Source organism: Maribacter sedimenticola, assembly GCF_900188415.1.
Classification (GTDB): Bacteria; Bacteroidota; Bacteroidia; order Flavobacteriales; family Flavobacteriaceae; genus Maribacter; species Maribacter sedimenticola.
On record NZ_FZNV01000001.1, the window covers coordinates 853,913 to 870,887 of the forward strand.

A 16,975-nucleotide genomic window follows, 5' to 3' on the forward strand; every position below is an offset into this window, starting at 1 on the left:
TATGGCTAAACAGGCAGCAATAGAACAAGATGGATCTATCATTGAAGCATTGTCAAATGCAATGTTTAGGGTAGAGTTGGAGAATGGACATGTAGTAACAGCGCATATTTCAGGTAAGATGCGTATGCATTATATAAAATTATTACCTGGCGATAAGGTTAAATTGGAAATGAGTCCATACGATCTTACTAAAGCAAGAATTACATATAGATACTAAGATACAAGATGAAAGTAAGAGCATCAGTTAAAAAGAGAAGTGCCGACTGCAAGATTGTTCGCAGAAAAGGCAGGTTGTACGTAATCAACAAAAAGAATCCTAGATTTAAACAAAGACAAGGGTAATTATGGCAAGAATCGCAGGTATTGATATACCAAAACAGAAGAGAGGCGTTATCGCCTTAACCTACATTTTTGGAATTGGAAGAAGTAGAGCTCAAGAAATTTTGAGTAAAGCCCAGGTTAGTGAAGATACAAAGGTTTCTGATTGGAACGATGATGAAATAGGACGTATTAGGGAAGCTGTATCTGGTTACGTAATCGAAGGAGAGTTGCGTTCCGAAACCCAATTGAACATTAAGAGATTAATGGATATTGGTTGTTATAGAGGAATTCGTCACAGGTCTGGTTTACCTTTAAGAGGTCAACGTACCAAGAATAATTCTAGGACTAGAAAAGGAAAGCGTAAAACAGTTGCTAACAAGAAAAAAGCAACTAAATAATAAGTAGGTATGGCAAAGGCAAATACTAAAGTTACCAAGAAACGTAAAGTAATAGTTGATTCTGTAGGGGAAGCGCATATAAGTGCATCTTTTAACAACATCATCATTTCTTTAACAAATAAAAAAGGAGATGTAATTTCTTGGTCATCTGCTGGTAAATTAGGGTTTAGAGGTTCTAAGAAGAATACACCTTATGCTGCTCAGGTTGCAGCTGAAGACTGTTCAAAAGTTGCTCATGAAGCAGGTTTGAGAAAAGTTAAGGTTTATGTAAAAGGACCTGGTAATGGTAGGGAGTCTGCCATTAGATCATTGCACAATGCTGGAATTGAAGTAACCGAGATTATCGATGTTACTCCAATGCCGCACAATGGTTGTAGACCTCCAAAAAGAAGAAGAGTTTAATCAATTATATATTTCACCGAAAGTGTAGTTACGATTATCGAAGGATAAGCCTTAATTCATAATCTCACTTTCAAATTAAAGGAAAATGGCAAGATATACAGGACCAAAGTCAAAGATCGCACGTAAATTCGGCGAAGCAATTTTTGGAGACGATAAGTCTTTCGAAAAGAAAAATTACCCTCCGGGACAACACGGGAATAACAGACGTAGAGGAAAAAAATCTGAGTACTCTATTCAGTTAATGGAAAAGCAAAAAGCTAAATATACCTATGGTATTTTAGAAAAGCAATTTAGAAACCTGTTTCAAACTGCAAAGAGAAAAGAAGGTGTTGCCGGTGAAATATTATTACAATTGTGTGAATCACGTTTAGATAATGTGGTTTATAGAATGGGAATATCACCTACAAGAAGTGGAGCTAGACAGTTAGTATCGCACAGACATATCACGGTAAACGGAGAAGTAGTGAATATTCCTTCATATTCCCTTAAAGCCGGAGATGTTGTTGGGGTAAGGGAGAAATCAAAATCATTACAAAGCATACAGGATTCATTGACTGCGAATAGCGCTGTTTATGAGTGGATTTCTTGGAACAGCGAAAAGAAGGAAGGTACTTATGTATCTATACCTGAAAGAATGCAGATTCCGGAAAACATCAAAGAACAATTAATCGTGGAGTTATACTCTAAATAAACAATACCGATCCAATTATGGCATTATTTAATTTTCAGAAACCCGATAAAGTAATAATGATCGATTCCTCAGATTTCGAAGGGAAGTTCGAATTTCGCCCTTTGGAACCTGGTTATGGATTAACTGTTGGGAATGCGTTAAGACGTGTGTTGCTTTCTTCTTTGGAAGGTTACGCCATTACGTCTGTAAGGATAGATAAGGTAGAGCATGAGTTCTCGGTTATCTCTGGCGTTGTAGAAGATGTTACTGAAATTATATTGAACTTGAAACAAGTGCGTTTCAAGAAACAAATAGAGGATTCTGAAGCAGAAGTGGTTTCTATTTCCGTTAGTGGAAAAAATCAATTGACTGCAGGGGATTTCCAGAAGTTTATTTCAGGATATCAAGTTTTAAATCCAGATTTAGTAATATGTAATATGGATGCCAAAGTTAGCATCAATATGGAAATTACTATTGAAAAAGGTAGGGGATATGTACCTGCAGAAGAGAATAAGAAATCTGGCGCACCATTAGGGACAATAGCTGTAGATTCTATTTTTACACCGATCAAGAATGTAAAGTATAGTATTGAAAACTTTCGTGTAGAGCAAAAAACAGATTACGAAAAATTAGTTTTTGAAATCTCTTCTGATGGTTCTATTCACCCAAAGGATGCTTTGACCGAAGCTGCAAAAGTTCTTATTCATCATTTCATGTTGTTCTCTGATGAGCGTATTACGCTTGAGGCAGATGAAATTGCCCAAACTGAGACATATGATGAAGAATCATTGCATATGCGTCAGTTGCTTAAAACAAAATTGGTAGATATGGACCTTTCCGTACGTGCCCTAAATTGTTTAAAGGCGGCAGAAGTAGATACTTTAGGTGATTTAGTATCATTTAATAAGAACGACCTGATGAAGTTTAGGAACTTCGGTAAAAAATCCCTTACGGAACTTGAGGAGCTTGTAATCAACAAGGGACTTAGTTTTGGAATGGATCTTTCAAAATATAAATTAGATAAAGATTAATTAATCATATTTTGCTCCTCGTTCTATCGAGTTTGGTAGCAAGATGATAAAACAATAACATGAGACACGGTAAAAAAGTTAATCACTTAGGCAGAAAAACTGCACACAGAAAGGCAATGTTGGCCAATATGGCTTGTTCTTTAATTGAGCACAAAAGAATCAATACTACGGTTGCCAAGGCAAAAGCCTTAAAACAATTTGTAGAACCTTTGATTACGAAGTCTAAGGCCGAGAACAATGTAAGTGCTGAGAAGGGTACTCACAACAGACGTATCGTCTTTAAAAACTTACGTGATAAAAATGCTGTTACGGAATTGTTCAGTGTAGTTTCTGAAAAAGTAGCTGACAGACCAGGTGGTTATACTAGAATTATTAAATTGGGTAACCGTTTAGGTGATAACGCTGATATGGCTATGATAGAATTGGTTGATTTCAACGAATTGTATAATGCCGGTAAGCCTAAGAAAAAATCTACAAGAAGAAGTAGAAGGTCTGGTGGTAACAATGCAGAGGCCGCTACCGAAGTGAAAGAAACGAAAGTAGTGGAAGAAGCACAACCGGAAACAGAATCTCAAACGGATAACGAGGTAAAGGCAGATGATTCTAAGGAATAAATTGTCAATAAATATTTATAATGAAAAGGATAAGCTTTCTAGCTTATCCTTTTTTTTATGTTTTTTTGTAAATGAATAAATAATAGCACAAAATGAAATATCAAGCAAAAAGAAAAGCTTTAATATTACTTTCGGATGGTACCATATTCCATGGAAAGTCTGTAGGGGATAAAGAGGGTACAGCTTTTGGTGAAGTTTGTTTTAATACTGGTATGACCGGGTACCAGGAAATTTTTACGGACCCGTCCTATTTTGGTCAGATCATGGTGACCACAAATGCCCATATTGGTAATTATGGGGTTAATAAAGATGAAATAGAATCAGACTCCATCAAAATAGCGGGTTTAGTATGTAGGAATTTCAGCTATGATTATTCTAGGGCTCTAGCAGATGATAGTTTGCAAGGATTTTTGGACGCCAACGGATTATTTGCAATTTCTGATGTGGATACCAGGGCTTTAGTGAGCTATATACGAGACAATGGCGCCATGAATGCTGTAATATCCACCGAAGTGGATAATATAGAGGACCTTAAAAAACGTTTGGCAGAAGTACCTAGTATGGAAGGATTGGAGCTGGCTTCTAAAGTATCTACCAAAGAACCATATTTTGTAGGTAATGATAATGCTTCCATAAAGATTGCCGCTTTGGATATTGGAATTAAAAAGAATATTCTTAGAAATTTGGTTAAGCGTGACGCTTACGTAAAGGTGTTTCCGTACAATGCCACCTTTGAAGAAATGGAGGCCTGGAACCCAGATGCTTATTTTATATCTAACGGTCCTGGTGATCCAGAACCTTTGACCGATGCCATTGCGGCTGCCAAAAAAATGATACAAACGGATAAACCTGTTTTTGGAATCTGTTTGGGGCACCAAATTTTGGCATTGGCAAATGGAGTATCAACCTACAAGATGCACAATGGCCACAGGGGAATAAATCATCCGGTTTTAAACCTATTAAACGGCAAGGGTGAAATTACTTCGCAGAACCACGGTTTTGCAATTAACCGTGAGGAAACTGAAGCAAATGACAGTTTGGAAATTACACATGTACACCTTAACGACAAGACGGTTGCAGGTATAAGAATGAAGAATAAAGATGTTTTTTCTGTTCAATATCACCCAGAGGCGAGTCCAGGTCCACATGATGCGGACTATCTTTTTGATGATTTTTTCGGTTTAATTGGGAAAAGTATAAAACATAACGAAATTGTTTAAATAATTGTTATTTAATGGACAAATGTAGAGTGCAAATAAACTCGGGAGTACCTTGGTTTTGTATCTTTGTCCTTTAAATGATCAACTAATAAAAAATAAATTAAATGAGTATCATATTAAGTGTTCACGCAAGACAAATTTTAGATTCTAGGGGTAACCCAACCGTTGAAGTAGATGTAATTACTGAAAACGGTGTAATGGGTAGGGCCGCTGTTCCTTCTGGTGCATCTACCGGTGAGCATGAGGCTGTTGAACTTCGTGATGGAGGCAAGGATTTCATGGGTAAAGGAGTTTTAAAGGCAGTTGATAATGTAAATAATGTTATTGCCGAAGAGATTTTGGGTATGTCTGTATTTGATCAAAATCTCTTAGATCAAACTATGATCGATCTTGACGGTACACCAAATAAATCCAAACTAGGGGCCAATGCCATTTTAGGTGTTTCTTTAGCGGCAGCTAAGGCGGCTGCAAATGAACTTGGTCTATCTTTATATAGGTACGTGGGTGGCGTTAGTGCCAACACATTACCTGTTCCTATGATGAATATTATCAATGGTGGTTCTCATTCGGATGCTCCTATTGCCTTTCAAGAATTCATGGTAATGCCCGTAAAGGCAAAAAGCTTTTCGCATGCAATGCAAATGGGTACGGAGATTTTCCATCATTTGAAAAAAGTATTGCACGATCGCGGACTTAGTACAGCAGTAGGTGATGAAGGTGGTTTTGCGCCGAACCTAGCCGGAGGTACTGAGGATGCATTGGATACCATTGCCAAAGCTGTAAAGAATGCTGGCTATACTTTAGGGGATGATGTAATGATCGCTCTAGATTGTGCCGCTGCAGAGTTTTATGTAGATGGTAAATATGATTACACCAAATTTGAGGGTGATAAAGGTGTTGTTAGAACTTCTGAGGAACAAGCACAATACTTGGCAGATTTAAGTGCTCAATACCCTATTATCTCTATTGAGGATGGTATGGATGAAAATGATTGGGATGGATGGAAATCATTGACCGATAAAATTGGGGACAAAGTTCAATTGGTAGGTGATGATTTATTTGTGACCAATGTGGAACGTTTGTCAACAGGTATTGAAAAAGGAATTGCCAATTCAATTTTGATCAAGGTTAACCAAATTGGAACGCTTACCGAAACAATAGCAGCCGTGAATATGGCTAAAAATGCAGGGTATACTTCAGTAATGTCCCATAGATCGGGAGAGACGGAAGATAACACAATTGCTGACCTAGCTGTTGCTTTGAATACAGGCCAGATTAAAACCGGATCGGCATCTAGATCAGACCGTATGGCCAAGTACAATCAATTGCTTCGTATCGAAGAGGAATTGGGTAGTACAGCTTATTATCCACAAGAAAAAGCATTCAAAATCAACTAGATTTTGTGCCATAATTTATATAAAAAGCCTCTCCTATTTTGGAAAGGCTTTTTTTTGTCTTACTCCTAAACTTTAACTACCTTTTGTAAAAAATACATTTAAAACCTTGTAAGTAACGTATGAACAACTTTCTTTTCGTTTCAGCAGAAAATGATGCCATTCCAGATTGCAAAGCCGGCGGTATGGGTGATGTAGTTAGAGATGTGCCAAGGGAAATTTCGAAACGGGATGATAGAGTCCATGTCGTTGTACCTTCCTATTCCAGATTGCATAAGAACGGAATCTTTAAAACCAATCTTCATTTTCAACTTAGGGGCGTACCTTATACAGCGGAGCTATATGAGGTGATACCAAAGAAGGTTGATAAAAACATTACACATTATGTAATACACCATCCAGAGATTATAGAAGGGGGTATTGCTCATATTTACCATGATGACCCAACAGAACCTTTTTATAACGATTTTATAAAGTTCATTATATTCTGTACGGCTACTGCAGAAGCTATAAAAGTAGGGGCCTTTGGAGAGTTGGATATTGTACATATGCATGATTGGCATTCGGCCGCTCTGTTGTTCATTAAAAAATACCATCCCCAATATCAAGATTTAAAGAAGATGCGCTATGTATATACCATACATAATTTGGCCATACAGGGTATAAGACCATTTTATGATAATTATGCATCGGTTCATAACTGGTTTCCAGAAGTGCAATTAAATCATAAGGAGCTGATGGATTTACGTTATCAGGATTGTATAAACCTTATGGCGGTAGGCATTAGGCTGGCAGATGCAGTGCATACCGTATCCCCATCATATAAAGAAGATGTGCTCTTGCCAAGCAGAAGACCGGAATTTATTGGTGGTGAAAGTTTGGAGAACGACTTGCAGAAAGCGGACAATGAAGGAAGATTGTTCGGGATATTAAACGCTAGTAACTATAATAATATTAGGAAGGCGGAAAAAGGGTTTCTTTATAGAAATACGGTGAAAGCTCTTTTTAGATGGTTGCAGGATACGTCCAAGAAATATAAAGCGGATTTTTTAGCGCATACAGGTGAGAAAATAATGCAATATGTTGGCAATAGGCCTAAATTCATAGTTTCAAGTGTTGCTCGGTTAACGGAACAAAAGTTTTATTTTCTTATGCGCTCTCCAGAAGCCTTTGAAAAAATGCTGGCACGCTTAGGGGAAGTTGACGGTATCTTTATGCTGTTAGGTACCGGAGATCCGGATTATGAAGAGTTTTTTCGCGACATGAGTTATAAACATCAGAATTTTATATTCACCAATGGTCAATCAGAAGATTTGATTGACTCTATGTATCTGGAAACTGATCTTTACTTTATGCCAAGTCTATTTGAGCCTTGTGGAATTAGTCAAATGTTGGCCATGCGCAATGGAAATCCTTGCTTGGTTCACCATACAGGAGGGTTAAAGGACACTGTGGAGCATATGAAGACCGGCTTTGCTTTTGATGGTGCTACGTATGAACAGCAAATTGAAAATATGGTGTTGCGTTTTGATGAGGCTATCTCCTTATGGCAACACGATAAACCCAAATGGAAAAAGATACAGGCCAATGCCAAAAAGGCTCGTTTTACTTGGGAAAAGTCTTTGGACGAATATTACAAATCATTATATATGTTGTGAGTAATGTAGTTAAAAGATCTTATTGTTAATTTTACCCCAAACAGAATATTGAAATTGTTAAAACAATCCTGTTTTGTTAACTTTACAGGGAGTATATAAAACGTAAAATTTAAAAATGTCAGATAAAGCTACTTTAGAATATAATGGTGAAAAATATGAGTTTCCAGTAATTAAGGGAACCGAAAATGAACTTGCGATTGATATTAAATCTTTGCGTTCAGTTACCAAAGGAATTATAACTATAGATCCAGGTTATAAAAATACAGGATCTTGTGAGAGTGCCATTACTTTTTTGGACGGTGAAAAAGGAATTTTAAGATATAGAGGGTATTCTATAGAAGAATTGGCAGAAAAAGCCGATTTTTTAGAGGTAGCGTATTTATTGATTTTTGGAAATTTACCAAACAAAGAAGAGCTGGCTAAATTTCATAAGGATATAAAGGATGAGTCTCATGTAGATGAAGAAATGAAAAAGATTTTGGACGGTTTTCCAAAGTCTGCACACCCAATGGGAGTGTTGTCTTCTTTGACAAGTGCTTTGATTGCATTTAACCCATCCACTGTTGATGTAAGTTCGGATCAAGATATGTACCATGCCATTGTACGTATTTTGGCTAAATTTCCAGTTCTTGTCGCTTGGACATTACGCAAGAAAAAAGGACTTCCTCTAGATTATGGTGATGACAGTTTAGGCTATGTAGAAAACATACATAAGATGATGTTCAAACGTCCTAATCAAGAATATAAAAAGAACAAGGTCGTTATAGAAGCTTTGGATAAGTTGTTGATCTTACATGCCGATCACGAACAAAACTGTTCTACCAGTACCGTGCGTATTGTAGGTTCTTCCCATGCAGGACTGTTCGCATCCTTATCAGCAGGTATATCTGCACTTTGGGGACCATTGCACGGTGGTGCAAACCAAGCGGTTTTGGAAATGCTTGAAGCAATTGAGGCAGATGGTGGCGATACTAAAAAGTATATGGCCAAGGCTAAGGACAAGTCCGATCCATTTAGGTTAATGGGCTTTGGGCATAGGGTTTACAAGAATTTTGATCCCCGCGCAAAAATAATTAAAAAAGCCGCAGATGAAGTGTTGGCAGATTTGGGTATTGACGATCCTATATTGGATATTGCAAAGGGCTTGGAAAAAGAAGCATTGGAGGATAAATATTTTGTGGATAGAAAATTGTACCCTAATGTAGATTTCTATTCAGGTATTATATATAGGGCTTTAGGAATACCAACAGAGATGTTTACGGTAATGTTTGCCTTGGGTAGATTGCCAGGTTGGATTTCCCAATGGAGGGAAATGCGCTTAAAAGGAGAACCTATTGGTAGACCAAGACAAGTGTATATTGGTGAAAATCTAAGGTCTTTTGTCGAACTGGATAAAAGGTAGATTGCTACCGTTAATAAAAAAACAAAAAGCTCTTTTAAAGTATAAAGGAGCTTTTTTTTGTGCTAATTTTTAATCAGTATCTAAAATTGAAAGCATGTTACAATTACAGGTAAAAGATGAAATTTCAAAGTTAAAGGCCGTTGTTTTGGGAACCGCAAAAAGTTCAGGGCCCGTGCCCAGACCAGAAGATGCATATGACCCTAAATCCTTGGAGCATATATTGGCGGGCACTTATCCCAAAGAGGATGATATGATCTTTGAAATGGAGGCATTTAAAGCCGTATTTGAAAAATATGGCGTACAAGTATTCCGCCCAGAGGTTTTGGAGGACTGCAATCAAATATTTACCCGTGATATTGCATTTGTTATTGAAGATAAATTGATTATAGCAAATATCTTACCTGATAGGGAGAAAGAGGTAGAGGCCATTTTACATGTACTCGATAAAATAGAGGATAGTAATATTTTGCATCCCCCTGAAGAAGTGCATGTAGAAGGTGGTGATGTAATGCCCTGGAACGAATATATTTTTGTAGGTACCTATACAGCTCCCGATTACCCGGATTATATTACGGCTAGAACAAATAAGGCAGCGGTAGATTATTTAAAAGCCCAGTTTCCTAAGAAAACCGTCAAATCTTTTGAACTGAGAAAGTCTAACACCAATGCTCAAGAAAACGCATTGCATCTAGACTGCTGTTTTCAGCCTTTAGGCAAGGGTAAGGCTATTTTACATAGAAACGGGTTCTTGGTAGAGGAGGAATACCAATGGTTGGTTGCCTTTTTTGGTAAGGAGAATATATTTGAGATCAATGCTCATGAAATGTACCGTATGTTCAGTAATGTATTTTCAATATCCCCAGATGTAATTGTTTCTGAAAAAAGTTTTACCAGGCTTAATACTTGGTTACGTCAACAAGGATTTACCGTAGAGGAAATTCCCTATGCTGAAATTTCCAAACAGGAAGGTTTATTGCGCTGTAGTACGCTGCCGCTCATAAGAGAATAGTTTTAATATTTAAACGAATAATTATATTTTTCCCCATTATGCAGATTACCAATAATATACTCATGATTCGTCCAGTATCGTTCAGAATGAACGAACAAACCGCTGTCAATAATTATTTTATGGAAGATATTGACATGAAGAATCAGGCTATTAATATAAAAGCTCAAGAAGAATTTGATGTTTTTGTTTCCACATTGAAGGGTAAAGGAGTCAATGTAATCGTTGTGAACGATACCTATGAACCTGATACTCCGGACAGCATCTTTCCCAATAACTGGATTTCATTTCATGCCAACGGTACAGTAGGGGTATACCCAATGTATGCAGAGAATAGGAGAAATGAGCGCAGAGAGGATATTTTGGAAATTCTGGAGGAAAAAGGATTTATAATCACAGAGGTCATCGATTATACCTCAGCAGAGGAAGAAGGTATATTTTTGGAGGGTACCGGAAGTATATTGTTGGACAGGGTCAATAAAAAAGCATACTGTGCCCTTTCGGAGCGGGCAGATGAGGAGCTTTTTATAGAGTTTTGCGAGGATTTTGATTGTTTTCCTGTAATTTTTACAGCCAACCAATCTGTAGACGGTAAGCGTTTACCTATTTACCATACCAACGTTATGATGGCATTGGCAGAAGATTTCGCTATTATATGCTCGGATACGATCGATGATAAAAAGGAACGTAAAAATGTTCTTGACCACCTGAAGAAAGACGGTAGGGAGATCATAACTATTACAGAACAACAGATGCACCATTTTGCAGGGAATATGTTACAGGTATTGGGAGCTGATGATAAACGGTATATGGTAATGAGTTCCGCCGCTTATACTAGTTTAACTAAGGAGCAGATTACCATGATAGAAAAGCATTGTAGTATTTTACATAGTTCATTGTCTACAATAGAAACTTGTGGTGGTGGCAGTGCCCGTTGTATGATGGCAGAAGTGTTCTTGCCTAAGGGTACGGTGTAGATCATAATTTTGTTGAGTCAGTTTATTATTTAATGTCTTTTGCTTTTACTATCTTCATAAGATATCGTTCCTAAAATTGAACGTAACTGCATGTTATGAATGTAAGGTTTTTGTATCCAGTCGTTGTGTTGGCCTTGTTAGGTATATTGTTCTCTTTGGCCAATACTCCAAATATGGTTACTCATACACTGCCTGTTTCACAACATGATATTGCCCAGATGGAATCTTCCTCATTCACTGTAATGATGGACGTACTTACCCACCAACGCTGTATGAACTGCCATCCCAATGATGATATTCCCAAACAAGGAGATGACCGGCACCCTCATTATTTTGGTATGGCAAGAGGAATTAATGATAAAGGTTTTCAAGCTACAAACTGCCATACATGCCATCAATCTGTAAATAATAAAAATTCTGGTGTACCTGGAGCGCCGCACTGGGCATTGGCTCCAGCTTCTATGGGTTGGGAGGGACTTACTAGGACCGAAATAGCTGGGCGATTATTGAATAGGGAAACCAACGGTAATAAAAGTCATGAAGAGCTTATTGAACATATGACGAAAGATGAACTGGTATTATGGGCCTGGGATCCAGGGGTGAATGCAAATGGTGTGCAACGAACATTGCCACCAGTTTCCAAAGAAGATTTTAAAAAAGCCGTTGTAGATTGGTTTGCAAACGGAGCGGTGATTCCTACTAAATAGTTTATGCTATGAAAATATCCTTTATTATTAACGGCATGTCCAAGATAATAGATGTTGAAGATGAGAATACTCCTCTTTTATATATTATTAGGGATGTACTGGATCTAAAAGGTACTAAGTTTGGTTGCGGTAAAGCAGCTTGCGGAGCGTGTACCTTACATGTAAACAATGAGGCCGTACGGTCTTGTTCCTATCCCGTCAAATTTGCAGAAGGAAAAGAAATCATAACTATAGAAGGGTTAGGCAATAGGGCTAAGCCGCACCCGGTTCAACAGGCTTGGATAGAAGAAATCGTACCACAGTGCGGCTATTGCCAACCTGGATTCATTATGGCTACTGCCGCATTGTTAAATAAAGTGCCAAGACCTACGGATAAAGATATTGATAACAATATCATCAATATTTGTAGATGTGGAACCTATTACCGTATGCGCAAGGCTATACATAGGGCAGCAGAACTTTCAGCGGAAAGCAGCTCCACCTCATTTAAAATTACAGATTGATGGCAACCAATAAAAATTCGAATAAAGGGGTGTCCAGACGTAAATTCTTGGTTAAGGGTGGGTTGGGAACTTTAGGAGTCCTTGCTGTAGGTACCTATATATTCAGGAATCCTATTCGCAGAGGAATTTTAGGTAAGGTAAATTCATTGGAAATGCCTTATACGGATAATACCGATAAACCTATGATATGGTTTGAAATCACATCGGATAATTTTATACGCTTGCATTCCCCAAAAATGGAAATGGGACAGGGAACATTTACGGGAATAGCCCAAATGGCTGCAGATGAACTTTCTATTGCAATGCACAGGATAAAGGTGGTACATGCGGCATCTTCGACAGGAAATGTAGATAGTTTTGCTACAGGTGGCAGTACTTCCATTTCCGGTTTGTGGCAACCACTCAGGGAACTTTCTGCCATGTTACGTACTATGCTTTTAAAAGAGGCTTCCCATAAGCTGAACTTGGATATAGACCAATTGATTGTAGAGGATGGGACGATTATAGGGAAAGGTAAACAGCTAACCTTTGCGCAGGTGGCAGATGGGGTTGATGAATGGGTTGTGCCAGATTCACCTGTTCTAAAAGATATTAAGGATTATAAATATGTGGGTAAGCCCGTACCCAGGATAGATTTGGAAGACAAGGTATTTGGTGACCCTATTTTTGGGATGGATGCGCAAATGCCTAACATGTTGTATGGGGCAGTAGTGAGATCTTCAAAAATTGGGTCGGTATTTGTAAGTGCAGATTCCACAACGGCAGAAAAAATGCCTGGCGTGGTAAAAATTATACATGAAGCGGATTTTGTAGCAGTCGTGGCAAATTCCATGATAGAAGCCGAGAATGCAAAAAATGCCATAGAGGTAATTTGGGAAAGTTATGACAATTTAAATACAAAAGATATAGTAGAGATCATGACCGTAGGTAATGGGTCCTCTACCATCATCCAAAAGAAAGGCAAAGCATTAAAAGAGAAAGATAATTCTTTAACAATGGAATTTAGAACCCCAATAGGGGCACATGCACAGATAGAACCTAATGGGGTTGTAGCATTTGTTAAAGATGGAAAAGCAATAATAAAAATATCAACACAGGTTGTCGGACTCACAAGAAAGGAAGTGGCCCAACGGTTAGATTTAGATGTGGAACAAGTAATTGTGGAGCCAACTTTTTTGGGCGGAGGTTTTGGTCGTAGGTTGCATACACCTCATGCGGTACAGGCGGCCTTAATGTCAAAAGCAGTTGGTAGACCCGTTAAATATTTCTTTAGTAGAAAGGAAGAATTTCAACATGATATGTTTCGCCCACCTACGCATCATGTTATTTCTGGCAATCTTAATGAAGAAGGATTATTGAATGTCCTGGAACATGAATTTGTAAGTGGGGACGTTGGTAACGATTCGGCTTTAATACCAGGATTTCTTCCTCCTATCATTGGAGCCGACATTGGTGCTATACGTGGTGGTTTTATCCAGTATACGGGTATTCCCAATTTTAGGTCCGTTTATTGGCATGTAGATTTACCATTTGCTACAAGTTGGTGGCGAAGTTTGGGATTATTGGCCAATACTTTTGCCATGGAAAGTTTTATGGACGAAATGGCGATAAGGGCGCAAATGAATGCCGTTGAATTCAGGCTTCGTCAAATCGCCGATGATCCCATAGGTATTCGTCTTAAAAATGTAATTAATGCGGTAACGGATAAAGCAAAATATTCGGAAAATATTGTTGAAGGCCGTGCTATGGGCCTAGCAGCTTCCATTGATGCCAATACGCCATGCGCCCAAATAGCTGAGGTTAGTATTGTGAATCATGAAATTGTTGTTCATAAAGTTACGGTAGCCATGGATCCCGGTTTGGCAGTAAACCCAGATCAAATTCGTGCGCAGTGCGAAGGCTGCGTTATCATGGGTATAAGCGCAGTGCTCTATGAACAAATGTTTGTTGAAAATGGGGAACTTGCCCCTACGATATATGGACCATATAAAATGGCATTGATGAAAAATGCGCCAAAGGAAATAGATGTTGTGCTGCTACAGGGAAAAGATACTCCGGGAGCCGTAGGGGAACCCCCATTGGGCCCTATTGGTGCGGCAATTGCAAATGCTGTAAGAAGATTAACGGGAGAACGGTTAACGCAGTTGCCCTTAAAATTACCTAAGTATATTTAGGTTTTACCTTTCATAGGTATTATTGTTTGGCAATATTTTTGATCATACCGCCAAATATAAAATAATGAAATGGCACAATACTGTACCAATACAGCCTGCCTCTTAAACCTCTAGGCCTAAATGTTGCGGTTTGGTGCAAAACATTATCTTCATCAATTTTAAATTCTAGCCACGCTTCCCCAGGCAGTTTCATTTCTGCGAACAGTAATAATCTTTTCGATTTTTTTTCAGCGAGCAATACACGCCAAAAATCAAGGGAGTCTCCTGCAAAAATTTTATTTGGATGTGTACGTCCCCGCCGTAACCCTACACCACCAAACAATTTGTCCATAAAGCCTCTTATTTTCCAGAGCCAATTTCCATAATACCATCCGGTTTCCCCACCAATGCTCCAAATACGTTCCAATACAATATCAGGATTTTTTACCTTAATCTTCTTATGGTCTTTTAGTACACCGTACTTTGGTACTTGAATATGTTTCTCTAAATTTTCTAAAAAACGGCCACTGATCATACTATCTTTCCAACTGCTTACCACTAAATTTTGCTCTATTTTTTTAAAGGCCAGATCAATTGCCTCTTTATAGGTGTGGGGCTGTATGTTCAGTAAATCTTGAAGCCTAGTATCTTTGGCCACAACTTCTATTTTCATACTATCTACCAGGTTGAGCGCTAATTTATATGACGTGGAAGTCACAAAATACAGCCAATAAGATGAAAGTTTTGGAGTCATTACCGGTACGGTCCAAATCCAGTTTTTAAAGCCTCTTACCTCTGCGTATTTATGCAGCATTTCTTTATAAGTCAACACATTGGGTCCTGCAATATCAAATGAATCGTTATAGGTTTTTTCATTGCCTAAAACTTCGGTAAGAAAGGTAATGACATCTCGTATGGCTATTGGTTGGGTTTTGGTCAATACCCATTTAGGCGTAATCATTACAGGTAATTTCTCACATAAGTCCCTAATAATTTCAAAAGATGAACTTCCGGATCCAACTATGATTCCTGCTCTTAATACAGTTAAATTATAATTGCCCTGATAAAGAATATCCTCTACATTTTTTCTGGATTGTAAATGCTTGGATAGGTTTTTATCATTGACAATTCCGCTTAAATACACTACTTGGTTAATATTTGTTTGGGATACAAGTTTGTTGAAATTATTGGCGGTCTTGGCCTCCATATTGTCAAAATCTTGGGTAGAAGAACTCATGGAGTGTATTAAGAAGTATGCTGCATCTATATCCTTTGGTATGCTATTTTCTTTGGGTTCTTCTAAAAAATCTATTTCTACGATTTCAATTTGATCCTTGATTTCCTTATCTACGGATAACCTGGCCTCATCACGTACGGCACAAACAATTTGGTGCCCCATCTCCAGAAGTTGGGGCAATAATCGCATTCCTATATAACCATTGGCACCGGTGAGCAGTATTTTCATTCTTTTGATATTTTATACATTTTAAATACATAGTAAAATGGCAAAACGGTAATACATGCTACTATAAACATGGTAAGGCTAGATAACTTAAAACCTAAGTTTAGGTTATGGTCCAATATGATGGTTTCTAAAATTATAGGTATTAACATTATCGCTATGAGCAAGTTTAATTGCACCAACATGTGTATGGACAATCTATACAATTGCGGTGCATTTTTTGCAGTTACCTGTATTGGGTAGTTCATGTTCCAAGGTTTAGTCTTTTTTAAGACCAAGTATAGTATGGTATGGACGATCAAGGTCAATATAGGTAGCGCCCATATTGTTTGTTTATTCCCATAACCATCTGCTTCACCTTTATAGGTAAAATGGATAGGAACTATATCATTTAAATTATTATAAAATGCGGCAACTAATAAAAAATTCAACACTACAATAATCCATCCCAAGACAATAAGCTTTTGTTGCTGTTTAGTAAGGGGTATGTTTATTTTAGGGGGCGTTGAGCACATTTTACAAATCTTCTATTGAAGTTGGGGCATTATCGGCTTTATAGCCTAATAATTTTTTAAAGAATTTCTGAACGGCTTTTGTATCTGATTCTACTTTTATAAAGTATTGATCCCTGTATATGGAATAGACAGATGCATCACCTTTGTAAATAGTTAATTTGTAATAAGGAATAATTAGGGCATACGTTTCCAGTAAGGACCTAAAACCAACTATAATGCCCTTGGGCCTCATTTCTATATTGCAAGTATCCCTATTATTGTCTAAAATCAATAAATTTCTAATTTCTAAGCTTGTCTCCGTAATATAAAGTTTTGGAGAGCCAATACCGCCCATTGCCCAACGTTCTTTTAAAGTAAATGGCTTTCCAAGTTCCGACTCAATTTTTTTGGTTACCGCTTTATTGTTGTAAGATACGTTAAGAAGCATAGGGTATATATTGCACTGTTTTTATTAAAGTTAATCAAATGACTAATGAATGCCATAACTGTTTACCCTAAAAGCCCAAAAAATGATTAGTTTTGCAGCCTTAATTAAACGTTTT

The 16,975-nt window shown here is 37.7% G+C and carries 19 protein-coding genes; 16 read left to right on the plus strand and 3 right to left on the minus strand.

What is annotated here, in order from left to right:
* Window position 1: 1 nt before the first annotated feature.
* From infA to CHB68_RS03615, 16 genes are all read left to right on the plus strand, one after another.
* The gene (gene infA / locus CHB68_RS03540) at window positions 2–217 is read left to right on the plus strand and encodes a translation initiation factor IF-1 (RefSeq protein ID WP_013305172.1); all 216 of its coding nucleotides are present in this window, start codon (window positions 2–4) and stop codon (window positions 215–217) included.
* A gap of 8 nt (window positions 218–225) precedes the next feature.
* Window positions 226–342, plus strand: coding sequence for a type B 50S ribosomal protein L36 (gene ykgO / locus CHB68_RS03545; protein ID WP_013305171.1), 117 nt, complete (start codon window positions 226–228; stop codon window positions 340–342).
* A 2-nt stretch (window positions 343–344) separates the two neighbouring features.
* Window positions 345–719: a 30S ribosomal protein S13 gene (gene rpsM, locus CHB68_RS03550; protein ID WP_089259463.1), complete on the plus strand. Its 375-nt coding sequence runs from the start codon at window positions 345–347 to the stop codon at window positions 717–719.
* 9 nt (window positions 720–728) lie between these two features.
* Complete coding sequence (gene rpsK, locus CHB68_RS03555) at window positions 729–1,121, plus strand: 30S ribosomal protein S11 (protein WP_036152169.1); 393 nt, start codon at window positions 729–731, stop codon at window positions 1,119–1,121.
* Between the two features lie 85 nt (window positions 1,122–1,206).
* Window positions 1,207–1,812, plus strand: coding sequence for a 30S ribosomal protein S4 (gene rpsD, locus CHB68_RS03560; RefSeq protein WP_089259464.1), 606 nt, complete (start codon window positions 1,207–1,209; stop codon window positions 1,810–1,812).
* Window positions 1,813–1,829: 17 nt separating this feature from the next.
* Window positions 1,830–2,822: a DNA-directed RNA polymerase subunit alpha gene (locus CHB68_RS03565; protein ID WP_089259465.1), complete on the plus strand. Its 993-nt coding sequence runs from the start codon at window positions 1,830–1,832 to the stop codon at window positions 2,820–2,822.
* A 59-nt stretch (window positions 2,823–2,881) separates the two neighbouring features.
* Window positions 2,882–3,436, plus strand: a complete 555-nt coding sequence (gene rplQ, locus CHB68_RS03570; RefSeq protein ID WP_089259466.1) for a 50S ribosomal protein L17 — start codon at window positions 2,882–2,884, stop codon at window positions 3,434–3,436.
* Between the two features lie 92 nt (window positions 3,437–3,528).
* The gene (carA, locus tag CHB68_RS03575) at window positions 3,529–4,656 is read left to right on the plus strand and encodes a glutamine-hydrolyzing carbamoyl-phosphate synthase small subunit (protein ID WP_089259467.1); all 1,128 of its coding nucleotides are present in this window, start codon (window positions 3,529–3,531) and stop codon (window positions 4,654–4,656) included.
* 104 nt (window positions 4,657–4,760) lie between these two features.
* Window positions 4,761–6,053, plus strand: a complete 1,293-nt coding sequence (gene eno, locus CHB68_RS03580; protein WP_089259468.1) for a phosphopyruvate hydratase — start codon at window positions 4,761–4,763, stop codon at window positions 6,051–6,053.
* A gap of 119 nt (window positions 6,054–6,172) precedes the next feature.
* Window positions 6,173–7,708, plus strand: a complete 1,536-nt coding sequence (locus tag CHB68_RS03585) for a glycogen synthase (RefSeq protein ID WP_089259469.1) — start codon at window positions 6,173–6,175, stop codon at window positions 7,706–7,708.
* Between the two features lie 115 nt (window positions 7,709–7,823).
* Window positions 7,824–9,110, plus strand: a complete 1,287-nt coding sequence (locus tag CHB68_RS03590) for a citrate synthase (RefSeq protein WP_089259470.1) — start codon at window positions 7,824–7,826, stop codon at window positions 9,108–9,110.
* 94 nt (window positions 9,111–9,204) lie between these two features.
* Complete coding sequence (locus CHB68_RS03595; protein ID WP_089259471.1) at window positions 9,205–10,119, plus strand: dimethylarginine dimethylaminohydrolase family protein; 915 nt, start codon at window positions 9,205–9,207, stop codon at window positions 10,117–10,119.
* 38 nt (window positions 10,120–10,157) lie between these two features.
* Window positions 10,158–11,093, plus strand: a complete 936-nt coding sequence (ctlX, locus tag CHB68_RS03600; protein WP_089259472.1) for a citrulline utilization hydrolase CtlX — start codon at window positions 10,158–10,160, stop codon at window positions 11,091–11,093.
* Between the two features lie 95 nt (window positions 11,094–11,188).
* On the plus strand, window positions 11,189–11,800 hold the full coding sequence (locus CHB68_RS03605) for a hypothetical protein (RefSeq protein WP_089259473.1): 612 nt from the start codon (window positions 11,189–11,191) through the stop codon (window positions 11,798–11,800).
* An 8-nt stretch (window positions 11,801–11,808) separates the two neighbouring features.
* A complete protein-coding gene (locus CHB68_RS03610) occupies window positions 11,809–12,303 on the plus strand; it encodes a (2Fe-2S)-binding protein (protein WP_089259474.1) in 495 nt (164 codons plus the stop codon).
* Window positions 12,303–14,477, plus strand: a complete 2,175-nt coding sequence (locus CHB68_RS03615) for a xanthine dehydrogenase family protein molybdopterin-binding subunit (protein ID WP_089259475.1) — start codon at window positions 12,303–12,305, stop codon at window positions 14,475–14,477. Before CHB68_RS03610 ends, CHB68_RS03615 begins: the two co-directional genes overlap by 1 nt.
* Before the next feature lie 19 nt (window positions 14,478–14,496).
* On the opposite strand, the gene CHB68_RS03620 is transcribed toward CHB68_RS03615, so the two are convergent.
* The 3 genes from CHB68_RS03620 to CHB68_RS03630 all read right to left on the minus strand — a co-directional run bounded on the left by CHB68_RS03620 (window position 14,497) and on the right by CHB68_RS03630 (window position 16,860).
* Window positions 14,497–15,921, minus strand: a complete 1,425-nt coding sequence (locus tag CHB68_RS03620) for an SDR family oxidoreductase (protein ID WP_089259476.1) — start codon at window positions 15,919–15,921, stop codon at window positions 14,497–14,499.
* The gene (locus CHB68_RS03625) at window positions 15,918–16,370 is read right to left on the minus strand and encodes a DUF1648 domain-containing protein (protein WP_218822476.1); all 453 of its coding nucleotides are present in this window, start codon (window positions 16,368–16,370) and stop codon (window positions 15,918–15,920) included. Before CHB68_RS03625 ends, CHB68_RS03620 begins: the two co-directional genes overlap by 4 nt.
* A 64-nt stretch (window positions 16,371–16,434) precedes the next feature.
* On the minus strand, window positions 16,435–16,860 hold the full coding sequence (locus CHB68_RS03630; protein ID WP_089259478.1) for a hypothetical protein: 426 nt from the start codon (window positions 16,858–16,860) through the stop codon (window positions 16,435–16,437).
* Window positions 16,861–16,975: the final 115 nt, after the last annotated feature.

What these genes read in the sequence shown, in the direction of transcription:
- eno (WP_089259468.1), top strand. Translation starts at nt 4,761, where the DNA reads ATGAGTATCATATTAAGTGTTCACGCAAGACAAATTTTAGATTCTAGG.
- rpsK (WP_036152169.1), top strand. Translation starts at nt 729, where the DNA reads ATGGCAAAGGCAAATACTAAAGTTACCAAGAAACGTAAAGTAATAGTT.
- CHB68_RS03615 (WP_089259475.1), top strand. Translation starts at nt 12,303, where the DNA reads ATGGCAACCAATAAAAATTCGAATAAAGGGGTGTCCAGACGTAAATTC.
- rplQ (WP_089259466.1), top strand. Translation starts at nt 2,882, where the DNA reads ATGAGACACGGTAAAAAAGTTAATCACTTAGGCAGAAAAACTGCACAC.
- CHB68_RS03595 (WP_089259471.1), top strand. Translation starts at nt 9,205, where the DNA reads ATGTTACAATTACAGGTAAAAGATGAAATTTCAAAGTTAAAGGCCGTT.
- CHB68_RS03605 (WP_089259473.1), top strand. Translation starts at nt 11,189, where the DNA reads ATGAATGTAAGGTTTTTGTATCCAGTCGTTGTGTTGGCCTTGTTAGGT.
- CHB68_RS03565 (WP_089259465.1), top strand. Translation starts at nt 1,830, where the DNA reads ATGGCATTATTTAATTTTCAGAAACCCGATAAAGTAATAATGATCGAT.
- CHB68_RS03630 (WP_089259478.1), bottom strand. Translation starts at nt 16,860, where the DNA reads ATGCTTCTTAACGTATCTTACAACAATAAAGCGGTAACCAAAAAAATT.
- ykgO (WP_013305171.1), top strand. Translation starts at nt 226, where the DNA reads ATGAAAGTAAGAGCATCAGTTAAAAAGAGAAGTGCCGACTGCAAGATT.
- CHB68_RS03585 (WP_089259469.1), top strand. Translation starts at nt 6,173, where the DNA reads ATGAACAACTTTCTTTTCGTTTCAGCAGAAAATGATGCCATTCCAGAT.
- CHB68_RS03610 (WP_089259474.1), top strand. Translation starts at nt 11,809, where the DNA reads ATGAAAATATCCTTTATTATTAACGGCATGTCCAAGATAATAGATGTT.
- rpsM (WP_089259463.1), top strand. Translation starts at nt 345, where the DNA reads ATGGCAAGAATCGCAGGTATTGATATACCAAAACAGAAGAGAGGCGTT.
- rpsD (WP_089259464.1), top strand. Translation starts at nt 1,207, where the DNA reads ATGGCAAGATATACAGGACCAAAGTCAAAGATCGCACGTAAATTCGGC.
- ctlX (WP_089259472.1), top strand. Translation starts at nt 10,158, where the DNA reads ATGCAGATTACCAATAATATACTCATGATTCGTCCAGTATCGTTCAGA.
- CHB68_RS03620 (WP_089259476.1), bottom strand. Translation starts at nt 15,921, where the DNA reads ATGAAAATACTGCTCACCGGTGCCAATGGTTATATAGGAATGCGATTA.
- carA (WP_089259467.1), top strand. Translation starts at nt 3,529, where the DNA reads ATGAAATATCAAGCAAAAAGAAAAGCTTTAATATTACTTTCGGATGGT.
- infA (WP_013305172.1), top strand. Translation starts at nt 2, where the DNA reads ATGGCTAAACAGGCAGCAATAGAACAAGATGGATCTATCATTGAAGCA.
- CHB68_RS03590 (WP_089259470.1), top strand. Translation starts at nt 7,824, where the DNA reads ATGTCAGATAAAGCTACTTTAGAATATAATGGTGAAAAATATGAGTTT.